10 protein-coding genes are annotated in these 12,263 nt (G+C 64.2%); all 10 read left to right on the top strand.

Translation table 11 applies throughout. The features are described 5' to 3' along the window. The first annotated feature begins 108 nt into the window (after positions 1–108). The 10 genes from ilvC (at position 109) to HMPREF3227_RS00935 (ending at position 12,152) form a co-directional block, all read left to right on the top strand. Positions 109–1,125, top strand: coding sequence for a ketol-acid reductoisomerase (ilvC, locus tag HMPREF3227_RS00980; protein ID WP_066493403.1), 1,017 nt, complete (start codon positions 109–111; stop codon positions 1,123–1,125). Positions 1,126–1,263: 138 nt separating this feature from the next. Continuing rightward, entirely contained in the window at positions 1,264–3,054 is a 1,791-nt protein-coding gene (locus tag HMPREF3227_RS00975) for a GmrSD restriction endonuclease domain-containing protein (protein WP_066493406.1), read from the top strand. Next, complete coding sequence (locus HMPREF3227_RS00970) at positions 3,038–3,919, top strand: hypothetical protein (protein WP_066509561.1); 882 nt, start codon at positions 3,038–3,040, stop codon at positions 3,917–3,919. The genes HMPREF3227_RS00975 and HMPREF3227_RS00970 overlap by 17 nt, the downstream gene beginning before the upstream one ends. 64 nt (positions 3,920–3,983) lie before the next feature. After that, positions 3,984–5,570 (top strand): phosphoglycerate dehydrogenase, encoded by a 1,587-nt coding sequence (gene serA / locus HMPREF3227_RS00965; protein ID WP_066493412.1) that lies wholly within the window; start codon positions 3,984–3,986, stop codon positions 5,568–5,570. Between the two features lie 101 nt (positions 5,571–5,671). After that, positions 5,672–6,685: a 3-isopropylmalate dehydrogenase gene (locus HMPREF3227_RS00960; protein WP_066509552.1), complete on the top strand. Its 1,014-nt coding sequence runs from the start codon at positions 5,672–5,674 to the stop codon at positions 6,683–6,685. A gap of 37 nt (positions 6,686–6,722) precedes the next feature. Beyond that, the gene (locus tag HMPREF3227_RS00955; RefSeq protein ID WP_066509546.1) at positions 6,723–8,147 is read left to right on the top strand and encodes a hypothetical protein; all 1,425 of its coding nucleotides are present in this window, start codon (positions 6,723–6,725) and stop codon (positions 8,145–8,147) included. Between the two features lie 11 nt (positions 8,148–8,158). Further along, complete coding sequence (locus HMPREF3227_RS00950; RefSeq protein ID WP_066509543.1) at positions 8,159–10,006, top strand: DUF294 nucleotidyltransferase-like domain-containing protein; 1,848 nt, start codon at positions 8,159–8,161, stop codon at positions 10,004–10,006. A gap of 23 nt (positions 10,007–10,029) precedes the next feature. Further along, entirely contained in the window at positions 10,030–10,662 is a 633-nt protein-coding gene (locus HMPREF3227_RS00945) for an exonuclease domain-containing protein (protein WP_066509539.1), read from the top strand. Between the two features lie 81 nt (positions 10,663–10,743). Next, positions 10,744–11,541 carry a fumarylacetoacetate hydrolase family protein gene (locus HMPREF3227_RS00940; protein ID WP_197429489.1) on the top strand — a complete coding sequence of 266 codons (798 nt, stop codon included), beginning with the start codon at positions 10,744–10,746 and terminating at the stop codon, positions 11,539–11,541. Positions 11,542–11,567: 26 nt separating this feature from the next. Further along, positions 11,568–12,152 carry a class I SAM-dependent methyltransferase gene (locus tag HMPREF3227_RS00935; RefSeq protein WP_066509533.1) on the top strand — a complete coding sequence of 195 codons (585 nt, stop codon included), beginning with the start codon at positions 11,568–11,570 and terminating at the stop codon, positions 12,150–12,152. The last annotated feature ends 111 nt before the right edge of the window (positions 12,153–12,263 follow it).

Here is a 12,263-nt window from a genome sequence, read left to right as displayed (position 1 = left end):
AATTGAGACAAATTGAAAAATTTGTCTCAGATAATGAACACTTTTCGTCTATAGTGTGCTAGAAATAAAGAAAGCACCCGCACGAACCAACAGTAAGGATTGACACTCATGGCAATTGAGACGTTCTACGACGCAGATGCAGATCTGTCCATCATCCAGGGCCGCAAGGTCGCCATCATCGGCTACGGCTCCCAGGGCCACGCCCACGCGCAGAACCTGCGCGACTCTGGCGTTGAGGTTGCTGTCGGTCTGCGTGAAGGCTCCAAGTCTCGCGCGAAGGCAGAAGAGGCCGGCTTCAAGGTCCTCACCAACGCGGAGGCCGCCAAGTGGGCCGACGTCATCATGCTGCTGGCTCCGGATACCTCCCAGGCGCAGATCTTCACCGAGGACATTGAGCCCAACCTGGAGGCGGGCAACGCCCTGTTCTTCGGTCACGGCCTCAACATTCACTTCGGCCTCATTAAGCCGGCCGCTGACATCACCGTCGGCATGGTTGCGCCGAAGGGTCCGGGCCACCTCGTCCGTCGCCAGTTTGTCGACGGCAAGGGCGTTCCTTGCCTCATCGCCACTGCGCAGGACCCGAAGGGTGAGGGTCACGACCTGTCCCTGTCCTACGCCGCTGCTATCGGTGGCACCCGCGCCGGCGTTATCCCCACCACCTTCAAGGCGGAGACCGAGACTGACCTCTTTGGCGAGCAAGTTGTCCTCTGCGGTGGCCTGGAGTACCTCATCATGGGCGGCTTCGAGACCCTCGTTGAGGCTGGTTACGAGCCGGAGATGGCCTACTTCGAGTGCCTGCACGAGATGAAGCTCATTGTCGACCTCATCTTCGAGGGTGGCCTGGCCAATATGAACTACTCCATCTCTGATACCGCTGAGTTCGGTGGTTACGTCTCCGGCCCGCGCATCATCGACGACTCTGTCAAGGCTCGCATGAAGGACGTCCTCAAGGACATCCAGGACGGCACCTTCGTCAAGCGCCTCGTCGCCAACGTTGAGGGCGGCAACAAGGAGCTCGAGGGCATGCGCGCCGAGGTCTCCAACCACCCGATTGAGGAGACTGGCTCCACGCTTCGCGACATGATGAGCTGGGTCAAAGTCGACGCTCACGAGCAGACCGCTTAAGCTCTTCGCACTCAAGCCCTCCTGCGGTCAACGCGGGAGGGCTTTTGCATGCCTGCTTTTGGCTCCGTTTGTGTGAGATATGCCCAGGGATCGCTTTTATACGGGCGGGCATTCCCTTTGCGGGGTACTCTCGGTCACATGGGTTTTACAACGCCAAGCTTTGATCTCACCGACCTGTTCGCCCGCATCGAGCGCGGCGATATTCAGTTGCCCGATTTTCAGCGTCACTACGCCTGGGATGAAGATCGCATCCGCTCGCTCATCGTCACCGTCCTGCGCGGTTACCCGGTGGGCGCGCTCATGGTGCTCGATACTCGTAACGAGCCCATGCGTTTCCGTCCGCGCCCGCTCACCGGTGCGCCGAATACCGGCGTGAACCCGGGCCTGTTGCTCCTCGATGGCCAGCAGCGCCTCACCACGCTGTACCACTGCTTCCGCGGCGAGGGCCGGGTCAATACCAAGGACTTCCGCAATAAGAAGATCACCCGCACCTTCTACGTCGATGTGCGCAAGGCCGTCGCCAACGAGCTCATGCCGGACGAGGCCGTGTTCGCGGTGAATCAGGATGGCATGATGCGCTCGCACTTCGGCCCGGACCTGGACCGCATCCCGGACCGCGCCACCGCGCTGGAGGCTGGCTGCATTCCGGTCGCCGATCTCCTCTTTGAGGACGGCACCAAGGCCCTCTTCGAGTTGGCTGCCTCCGGCGACGCGGAGCTTGCCGATGCCGCCGTGGCGTTCCACAACCGCATACTCCGCCCGCTTGCAGGCTACGACATCCCGATCATCCGCCTGTCCCGCGAGACCGAGCGTGCTGGCGTGGGCCAGGTCTTCGCCCAGGCGAATAGCTCCGGCCTGCAGATGGATGTCTTCGATCTGCTCACCGCGGTCTTCGCCAGCGAGGACGAGAACTTCCACTTGGCAGATGACTGGGCCGAGACCGAGAAGCTGCTGCGTCGCCACGGCGCGCTCGACGCCATCGGACGCACGGAGTTCCTCTCTGCCGTCTCTCTGCTCGCGACCTCGCTGCGCGGACATGCCTCCGGCACGCGCGAAGACATCCTGTCGCTGTCCCTGCCGGAGTACAAGGACGCGACGAAGACGCTGCGCGTGACCATGGCGGAGGTCGCCTCCTTCCTGTCCGAGCGCTGCATTTTGAGCCACGACCAGGTGCCGTTCTCCAAGCAGATCGTGCCGCTGTCTGTCATCCTTGCGCGCCTCGTCTCCGAGCCCGGAGCGTTGTCCACGCAAGAGGCGTGGGACAAGATCAACCGCTGGTTCTGGTCCGGCGTCTTTGGCGAGCTCTACGGTTCTTCCGCCGTGGCGCAGCGCTCCGGCCGCGACGTCGACGAGGTTGTCGCCTGGGTGTTGGGTACCACGGACGTAGAGCCGAAGACCGTGCGTGACACTGACTTCCGCGAATCCCGCCTGCTGTCTGCCGATTCCACGACGGGCATTTTCAAAGCGCTCGACGCGCTGCTCATGGCCCGCGGCGCCCGCGACTGGCGCACCGGCCGCGTCTTCGACAAGAACTCCTTTGCCGAGCTCAAGCCGGGTTTCTTCCCAGTCTTCCCGCTCGCCTGGTGCGAGAAGAACGGCGTCGATCCCGTCCTCGCGGCGTCCGTGCTCAACCGTACGCCCATGGGCAAGCGCACCGAGGTCGTCCTCGAGGGCCGCTCGCCGCAGCGCTACCTGCCGCGCCTGCAGTCCAAATCCATCCTCGATGACGCTGATTTCGACGCCGTCCTCGCCTCGCACGAGATCGACCCGACGACGCTCCACACCTCGGATTGGGAAGGCTTCTTCGCCGACCGCCGCGAGCGTTTCATTGGCATGGTTGAGTATGCCATCGGCAAGCCGGTCATCCGCGACGTTAACGAAAACGACCTGGGCGGCGGTGACGAGGGGCCGAATGCCTTCGTGCGGTAGATTTCTCGCCGCCTGTGCCTGCACGCTGCTCCTCGCGGGCTGCGCGCACGTAGCTGTGCCGACGAATATCACGGAATTGCCGGACTCGGAGATCAACCTCGAGCAGGCCCGCGCACAAAACGTCAACGGCTTCGTGTCGAAGGATTTTGAGGGACACATCAGCGTGCTCACGGACGCGACGGGCGTCGACGCCGTGCACACTTTCTTCCCAGACTCGGAATCGCTCATCATTGCAGAAGATTCCGATGCCGCCGCGCTGCGCGCCGCGTCCCTGTCCGTCGCTCAGCGCGTACCCATGGTGACGTATGCGGAAGACGCGCGCACGGATATCGTGGCGCTCATCAGCGAGCTGGGGGTCTCGCGCGTCGTCCTCATCGGCGACGTGCCGCTGGCCTCCAACACGGCCGGTTCCCTGACTGTTATCAAGGACAATGGGGTCACCCGCGCGATGGGGGAGTTCACCGCCTTCGAGTTCACGAGCCAGGTCATTGCGGACCCGCAGCGCATGGTCGCCGCGGTTGCGAACCTCGATAGTGCGAAGCATATCGAGCTCAAGGCAGCGTGGCAGCCGCTCACGCGCTACGAGGATATCAACCGCGTCGAGCCGCTGCCTGCGCAATCGCGCCGCGACGCCCAGATGGCGCCGATTGTTGTTGCGACGCCCACGACGCCCATTGCCGCGGTCGCGAATGCCGTGGCCTTTGGCGCGTCCGTGCGTGTCATGCCCTCGGGCGACCCGACCGCGTCGAAAGCGGCGTACGCGATGGTGGCGGGTCTAGAAAACGGCCCGCTCGTGGCGTTGGGCAGTGATTTCGGTGATGCTAGCCTATTGTCCGACCGAATTGGACAAGGCTGGCATGAATAGATTACAATTCGGCGTATCTTATACACCCCACTGACATTTCCCTCAAGGGAAAAGAAGGAAAGTAATGTCGAAGCCGGTAGTCCTCATCGCTGACAAGCTCGCTCAGTCCACCGTGACTGCACTGGGAGAGGAGGTGGAGGTCCGCTGGGTCGACGGTCCCAACCGTGCCGAGCTCCTCGCCGCCGTTCCGGAGGCTGACGCGCTGCTCGTCCGTTCCGCCACCACGGTCGATGAGGAAGTCCTCGCCGCCGCGACCAACCTCAAGATCGTCGGCCGTGCCGGTGTGGGTCTCGACAACGTGGACATCCCGGCCGCCACTGCGCGCGGCGTCATGGTTGTCAACGCTCCGACGTCGAACATCCACTCCGCCTGCGAGCATGCCATCGCGCTGCTGATGGCCACCGCCCGTCAGCTTCCTTCGGCTGACGCCTCACTCCGCGGTGCCGAGTGGAAGCGTTCCTCCTTCAAGGGCGTGGAAATCTACGGCAAGACCATCGGCATCGTCGGCTTCGGCCACATTGGCCAGCTCTTCGCGCAGCGCCTCGCCGCGTTCGAGACCACCATCATTGCGTACGACCCGTACGCGAACCCGGCCCGCGCCGCCGCCCTGGGCGTCGAGCTCGTCGAGCTCGAAGACCTTATGGCGCGCGCTGACTTCGTGACCATCCACCTGCCGAAGACCCCGGAGACCACGGGCATGTTCGACGCGGAGCTGCTGGCCAAGGCGAAGGAGGGCCAGATCCTTATCAACGCGGCCCGCGGAGGTCTCGTCGACGAGCAGGCCCTCGCAGACTCCATCAAGGCTGGCCACCACCGTGGCGCCGGCTTCGACGTCTATGCCACCGAGCCGTGCACCGACTCGCCGCTCTTCGCGCTGCCGCAGGTCACGGTCACCCCGCACCTCGGCGCCTCCACGGTTGAGGCACAGGACCGTGCCGGTACCGACGTCGCTGCCTCCGTTCTTAAGGCGCTCAACGGCGAGTTCGTCGCGGACGCCGTCAACGTCCAGGGCGGCCGCGTCGGCGAAGAGGTCGCCGGCTGGCTCGAGATTGCCCGCAAGCTCGGTCTCACCGCTGGTGCGCTGCTCGACAAGGCACCGGTGGCCATCGAGGTTGAGGCGTGTGGCGAGCTGTCCACCGAAGACGTCGAGGCCCTGGGCCTGTCCGCCGTCCGTGGCCTGTTCTCCCGTGTCGTTTCCGAGCCGGTCACCTTCGTCAATGCCATGCAGATCGCAGAGACCCGCGGCGTCGACGTTTCCGTGCGCACCAACGCCGAGTCCAAGGGTCACCGTTCCTCGCTGCGCGTGAAGGTCATCGCCGCCGACGGCGACTCCTCGCAGCTCACCGGTGCCCTTACCGGCATCGACGGCGTCGAGAAGTTTGTCCGTATCAACGGCCGCGGCGTCGACATGCGCGCCACCGGCCGCAACATCTTCTTCCGCTACGCGGACAAGCCGGGCGCACTGGGCACCGTCGGTACCGCGCTGGGTGCCGACGGCATCAACATCCAGGCCGCTGCCCTGACTCAGGGCAAGGTTGCGGAGTCCGCAGTCCTCATCCTCCGCGTCGATCGCGAGGTCCCGGAGGCTCTCGTTGAGTCCATCTCGGCGAAGCTCGAGGCTGAGGCCTTCCAGTTCGATCTCAGCGAGTAAACACCCCATTCTGAAAACGGGCGTCACCTTTCATGGTGGCGCCCGTTTCTGCGTGCTACACTGGCTACAAAATCCATCAGGTGAGAAAGGAATCCCGCAAAATGAAACTCGCGGTCATTGGCGGCGACGGCATCGGCCCAGAAGTCACGGCAGAAGCGCTGAAGGTTCTCTGCGCCGTGCGCGACGATATCGAGACGACCGAGTACGACCTCGGTGCGCGTCGCTACCTGCGCAACGGGGAACTGCTCACCGAGGATGATCTGGCCTCCCTGCGCGAGCATGACGCCATTCTGCTCGGCGCCATTGGCGCCCCGGGCTCTGTACCGCCGGGCATTCTCGAACGCGGCCTGCTGCTCAAGATGCGCTTCGCACTTGACCACCACGTCAACTTGCGTCCGTCCAAGCTGTATCCGACGTCGACCTCGCCGCTGGCGAATCCGGGCGACATCGATTTCGTTGTGGTGCGCGAGGGGACCGAAGGTCTGTATTGCGGTAACGGCGGCTCGTTGAGGGTAAATACCCCCCACGAGGTCGCTTCCGAGGTCTCCCAAAATACCCGCTTCGGCGTCGAGCGCGTCGTGCGTGATGCCTTTGCGCGCGCTCAGAAGCGCCGCAAGCACGTCACGCTCGTGCACAAGACGAATGTGCTCGTCAACGCCGGTTCGCTGTGGCAGCGCACCGTCGACGAGGTTGCGCAGGAATTCCCAGATGTGACGGTCGACTACAACCACATCGACGCCGCAACCATCTACATGGTGACGGACCCGTCCCGCTATGACGTCATCGTCACGGATAACCTGTTCGGCGACATCTTGACGGACCTCGCTGGCGCCGTGACCGGCGGCATCGGCCTGGCGGCCTCCGGCAGTATTGATGCCTCCGGCACCAACCCGTCCATGTTCGAGCCCGTCCACGGCTCGGCCCCGGATATTGCGGGCCAGGGCATTGCGGACCCGACTGCCGCCATCCTGTCGGGCGCCATGTTGCTGCGCCACCTGGGTGACGAGGCGGGTGCGCAGCGCATTGAGAAGGCGGTTGCCGAGGACGTATCCGCCCGCGGCGATGCCCCCATTCGTACGACTGAGGTGGGCGACCGAATCGCCGCCGTAGTCTAGACCAAATTTTGCGGGAGCGCCCTGTAGTATCAGCCCAATGACTACAGTGCGCTCCCTTCGTACGTTTTCCGCCGCCGTCCTCGCCGCGAGTGCCCTAGCTCTCGGCAGTTGCTCGAGCACGCCTGAGACGCAGACTTCCGAGGAAGTCGCAGCCCCCAGCACCCCCACAGTCGACCCCGACGCGTCATCGTTCTTTGACGCTGCGGAAGAAGCCGTCGTCACGGATAAGGACCAGGCGCTCACCGGCGCCCAGACTGCGGTCGAGAAGGGCATCCCGATGTTTTTCGATGGTCCAGATACCGCAGCGAAATTGGAAAAACTCGGCGTGACCAAGGTCTACACGGCCGGCAACGTGGGGACCTATGAGAATGCGGAGACGCTGGAGCAGGGGGCATTGGCAAGCGAGCATTTTGGGGACATGCAGACCGTTGCTGGCATGACGCCGCCGGAGCCCCGTGACCTCACCGCGCTCGTTACGGCGAAGACTGGATTGGCAGATATTGCCACGGCACGCGCCGCGGGCGCGACCGTGATGCCGCTTGCGGTGGGTGACCCGCGCGTGACGAAGGCGTCCATGGACGCCGTGTCCAAGGGCAACGTCGTGGCGCTGGGCCCGGGGTTTGGCACACAAGAAAGCTTTGATCGTAGAGTCGAGCTCGCCGCGAATGGCGAGCTGCCTGGCGGCGGCGGACTCGTATTCCCGGGCCGACGCATGGTGGCGCTCTACGGGCACCCGTCGGGCCCTGCGCTCGGCGTGATGGGCGAGCAGGACCCGGCCGGCTCGGTCGCGAAGGTCAAGGAGCTCGCGGCGCAATACCAGGAGTTCACGGATTACCCGGTTATCCCAGCCTTCGAGGTCATCGCGACGGTGGCCTCCGGCGGCCCGGGACCGGATGGCAACTACTCGAATGAGTCGGACCCGGCGGAGCTGGAGCCCTACGTCGACGCGATTGTGGACGCGGGCGGGTACGCCATCCTTGACCTGCAACCGGGCCGAGCGAGCCTGTTGGAACAGGCACAGCGCTACGAGGACCTGCTCTCGCGCCCCAACGTGGGACTTGCGCTTGACCCCGAGTGGAAGATTGGTCCGGATGAGCTGCCGATGGAAAACGTCGGCCACGTCGAAGCCGCAGAGGTCAACGAGGTCGCAGACTGGCTGGCGGGGTTAGTCTCTGAGAAGAAGCTGCCGCAGAAAGCGCTCGTGCTGCACCAGTTCCAGCAGCAGATGATTCGCGACCGCGAGACAATAAAAACCGACCACCCGGAGCTTGCCTTCGTCCTTCACGCGGATGGCCACGGTCCGACCGGCGTCAAGATGGAGACATGGAACGTCATGCGGGAAGGATTGAGTTCGGACTACTTCATGGCGTGGAAGAACTTCATTGATGAAGACGAGCCCATGCTTACCCCAGAGGGAACATTTTCTGTCGAACCGCGCCCCTGGTTCGTCAGTTACCAGTAATCTAGCTCACTATGAGCCATCCCACCGTCGAGCTTGAGGAGGTCACGGGCTTCCTCGCCCAACACGAACCCTTTTCGCGCCTACCCCATCTCGCCGCGTTGACGTCAGAGCTCAGCGTGCTCTACGCCCGCCGCGGCACGCAGCTGCTGAGGGCGGGCGAACGGGGCGATAACCTCTACATCATTCGCTCCGGCGCGGTGGATGTCATCAGCGAGGAAGGCCAGCTCGTGGACCGCCGCGGGGCGGGGGAGTCCTTTGCGTATTCGACGCTCGTCGAGGATCCAGTTTCATGCTATACCTTTGACGTGGTCGAGGACTGCCTGCTCCTTGTGCTGCCGCGCGCTGCTTTTCAGGCAGTCTCCGCGGAGAACCCGGACCTCGCGCGCTTTTACGACACGGAGGCCCGCCGCGCTTCCCACCTCGCGCACGAGCTGCAGGAGGACTCGACGGAGCTGCTGCGCACGCGCCTGTCTGAGATGACGCTGCGGCCGGTACAGTCTGTGTCTCCCGATGCCACCATCGTCGAGGCCGCCCGCGCGATGACGCAGGCGGAGACATCGTCGCTGCTCGTCCTCGACGACGGCCAGCTGCGCGGCATCGTCACGGACCGTGACTTGCGCACCCGGGTTCTTGCGGCGAACCTGGATCCCTCCGAGCCCGTGCGTCGCATTATGACGGAAAATCCACTGTCCGTGCGCCCCGACGCCATGGCCATGGAAGTCCACCTTCTCATGACGGAGCGCGGCTTCCACCACATGCCGGTGGTCGGCGACCGCGTCCTCGGCGTCGTCACGGATTCGGAGATCGCCCGGCTCCTGCATGCGGATCCCATTTTTGTTGCCGCGGATTTGTCCCGCCGCAGCAGCCTCGCCGAACTCCGCGGCGCCTTTACGGAGGCCGCCACGCTCGCCGTGCGCTATATCGATCGCGGCTCGAGCCCCCAGGAGGTCGCGAACATCATTACGATGGCCGCGGACGCCTTGGCCCGCCGTCTGTGCCAACTCGGGGAGCTCGAGCTTGGCCCGCCGCCCGTGCCATATGCCTTCGTTGCGGTTGGCTCCCAGGGCCGCCGAGAAATGGGTCTCGCCTCGGACCAGGACAACGCGCTTGTCCTCGACAACTCCTATGACGCGGAGGCTCACGGCGAGTACTTCGCGCGCCTGGCCGAGTTCGTCTGCCGTGGCCTCGACGCAGGCGGCCAGTCCCTGTGCCCGGGCGACATGATGGCGATGAATCCCCGCTGGCGCATGACGGTCGTTCAGTGGGAACAGACCTTTGCAACGTGGACCGCCGCCCCGGAGCCCGATGCCTTGCTCCACGCCCAGGTATTCTTCGACTTCCGCGCGGTCGCGGGCACCCTCGCGCTGGGCGAGCGCGTCCACGCCTCGGCCGTCGCGGCGGCGACCTCGCAGCGCCTTCACGCACACCTGGCGAGCCTTGCCGCCCGCCGCGAGCCGCCGCTCACGTTCTTCCGCGGCCTCGTGGTCGAGCGTGACGGCCAGCACGTCAACACCCTCGATATCAAGAAGGGCGGCACCGCCGGCATCGTCCAAATGGCGCGCCTCTTCGCCCTTGCCGCAGGTTCGACAGCCCTCGAGACCGATGATCGTCTTTCCTCGACTGCCGGGAAAAGCGTTTCTGCCGCCGGAGCCCACGAGCTTGCCGATGCCCACTCGGTCCTCCGCGCACTCACCCTCCGCCACCAATCGCTCCAGGTCAGGGCTGGGCAAACCCCGAACTATCGCATCGACCCTGCGCAGCTCAGCCGTCTCGAACGCGAACAGTTGCGCGATGCCTTTCGCATTATCAAGTCGATGCAGAACGCCTTGGCCACCAAGTATCCTGTACGCAATATCTAATTTTTGAGGGAGGAGGCTCGTCCATGCTGACTCGTTTCTTTACGCGTAGAAAGTTGGACCTCGACCCGCCCGAAAAATCCACGCCGCTCGCCAAGGTGGAGTTTCTTGCCGTCGATTTTGAAACCACCGGCTTCGACTCCAGTCGCGACCGCATTGTTTCCATGGGCTGGGTTCCCGTGCGTGGCCAGCTCATCGCGCTTGGTCTGTCTGGCTACCACGTCATCCGCGGCGTCGAGGTGGGGGAGTCCGCCACCATCCATGGCATCACCCACGACGAGTCCGCCCACGGCACTCCGCTTGCCGATGCCCTCGGTGCCCTCCTCGCCGCACTCCACGGCCGCGTCCTCCTCGCGCACTTCGCCAGCATCGAGGCAGACTTTCTCGACGCCGCCTGCCTCGAGCTGCGCGGTGAGCTACCCACGCTCACCATTGCGGATACCTTCGCGCTGGAGCGGCGCCGCATGGAGCGTACCGGCGCCGTGCCCCGCGGCGAAGACCTTCGGCTCGCCCGCGTGCGTGAGCGCTATGAGCTACCACGCTACGGCAGCCACAACGCGCTGTCCGATGCCCTTGCCTGCGGCGAACTCTTTCTCGCTCAGCAATCCCATATCAACGCCGCACGCCTCAGCGACGTCGTCACCGAGCGCAGAATTTAATGCATAGCTCTTTCCAGGCGACACAGCTGTTAATCCCACCTTTGCACGTTTGCTAACCCTGCCCTGAGTATGATTGCCTCCATGCGCTTAGGACGAATTGCACACCAAGAAGGACTTTGTTTCGCCCTCATCGAGGGCGAGCCCGGCTCGCTCGTCGCGAAGGAAATTTCCGGCACCCCGTTTACCCCGCCGGAGACCACCGGCCGCGAGTTTAAGGAAGGCGAGTTCCGCCTCCTCGCGCCGACGTTGCCCACCAAGGTCGTCGCGCTCGGCCGCAACTACGCCGACCACGTCGCCGAGGTCTTCGCCAAGTCAGCAGACGACCTGCCGCCGACCATTTTCGTCAAGCCGTCCACCGCCGTCATCGGCCCCGGCGCTCCCATCAAGATCCCGGAGTTCGCCACCAACGTCGAGTTCGAGGGCGAGCTCGCCGTCGTCATCTCCAAGGTCTCCAAGAACATCGATCCGGAGCACTGGCAGGACCACGTCCTTGGCTTCCTCATTTGCAACGACGTCTCCTCCCGCGACCTCCAGTTCAAGGATGGCCAGTGGGCACGTGCCAAGGGCATTGACACTTTCTGCCCGCTTGGTCCCTGGATCGAGACCGACATCAACAAGTTCGATCTCGATGACACCAAGATCAACGCCTACCTCACCCACGACGGCGTCCGCGAGCAGAAGCAGGACTCCAACACGAACCAGATGATCGTGAAGATGGGCGGGATCCTCGCCGAGATCTCCCAGTCCATGACCCTACTGCCCGGCGACGTTGTCACGACCGGTTCCCCGGCTGGCACCGCGCCCATGGTCCCGGGCGACTCCATCGAGATCGAGATTCCCGGCATCGGTTCGCTCACGAACCCCATCGAGCGCGCCTAGGCACTCCTGCCAGTAGCATCGATGCAATGACACAGCACCATCATCACCACGAGCACAAGGGTCCTGGATACCAGCCCACCGCCGAGGAAATGGAAGCCCGCTACCTCGAGTCCGAGCAACTGTGGTCCGGCAACCCCAACTCCACGCTTGTCGATTACGCGGGCACGCTCAAGCCCGGCACCGCCCTTGACATCGGCTGCGGCGAAGGCGCGGACCTTGCCTGGCTCGCCGCGCACGGCTGGGACGCCGAAGGCATCGACTTCGCGCCTACCGCCGTTGCCCGCACCCGCGCACACGGATTAACCGCTCGCGTCGCGGACTTCGCCGAGCTCGGCGGCACAACCTATGACTTGGTCTCGGTCCACTACGGAGGGATTCCCGCGACCGCGGAGGCAGTCTCGCTCCTCGAGTCGCTTGTCGCTCCTGGTGGTACGCTCCTCTTCGTCCACCACGAAATGGAATCCGATGAGGTGGCCATGCCAGAATGGCTCGCCGAACAACTCACGCAGCTCGAGGTCGTCGAATTATCCCGCCGCGAACGTCACGTCACGCACGGCGCCGGGGCCATGCACCACAGCGACGTTATCCTTGTCGCTCGTCGTCATTCCTAGTCGGCGAAGCTGGTCTCCTCCGGTTCAGGCAGCGGGATGAGGTTGCGCTCGGCGACGAGCTGTTCGGTGCGCTGGGCAATGGTCTGGCGCCACCGCTGGGCCATAATCCCC

Source organism: Corynebacterium sp. CMW7794 (assembly GCF_001563605.1).
Taxonomy (GTDB): domain Bacteria; phylum Actinomycetota; class Actinomycetes; order Mycobacteriales; family Mycobacteriaceae; genus Corynebacterium; species Corynebacterium phoceense.
The sequence above is the reverse complement of the archived record's forward strand: the minus strand, read 5'-3'. Positions and strand labels throughout refer to the sequence as shown.

What these genes read in the sequence shown, in the direction of transcription:
- HMPREF3227_RS00975 (WP_066493406.1), top strand. Translation starts at nt 1,264, where the DNA reads ATGGGTTTTACAACGCCAAGCTTTGATCTCACCGACCTGTTCGCCCGC.
- HMPREF3227_RS00940 (WP_197429489.1), top strand. Translation starts at nt 10,744, where the DNA reads ATGCGCTTAGGACGAATTGCACACCAAGAAGGACTTTGTTTCGCCCTC.
- HMPREF3227_RS00950 (WP_066509543.1), top strand. Translation starts at nt 8,159, where the DNA reads ATGAGCCATCCCACCGTCGAGCTTGAGGAGGTCACGGGCTTCCTCGCC.
- HMPREF3227_RS00945 (WP_066509539.1), top strand. Translation starts at nt 10,030, where the DNA reads ATGCTGACTCGTTTCTTTACGCGTAGAAAGTTGGACCTCGACCCGCCC.
- HMPREF3227_RS00935 (WP_066509533.1), top strand. Translation starts at nt 11,568, where the DNA reads ATGACACAGCACCATCATCACCACGAGCACAAGGGTCCTGGATACCAG.
- HMPREF3227_RS00955 (WP_066509546.1), top strand. Translation starts at nt 6,723, where the DNA reads ATGACTACAGTGCGCTCCCTTCGTACGTTTTCCGCCGCCGTCCTCGCC.
- ilvC (WP_066493403.1), top strand. Translation starts at nt 109, where the DNA reads ATGGCAATTGAGACGTTCTACGACGCAGATGCAGATCTGTCCATCATC.
- serA (WP_066493412.1), top strand. Translation starts at nt 3,984, where the DNA reads ATGTCGAAGCCGGTAGTCCTCATCGCTGACAAGCTCGCTCAGTCCACC.
- HMPREF3227_RS00970 (WP_066509561.1), top strand. Translation starts at nt 3,038, where the DNA reads ATGCCTTCGTGCGGTAGATTTCTCGCCGCCTGTGCCTGCACGCTGCTC.
- HMPREF3227_RS00960 (WP_066509552.1), top strand. Translation starts at nt 5,672, where the DNA reads ATGAAACTCGCGGTCATTGGCGGCGACGGCATCGGCCCAGAAGTCACG.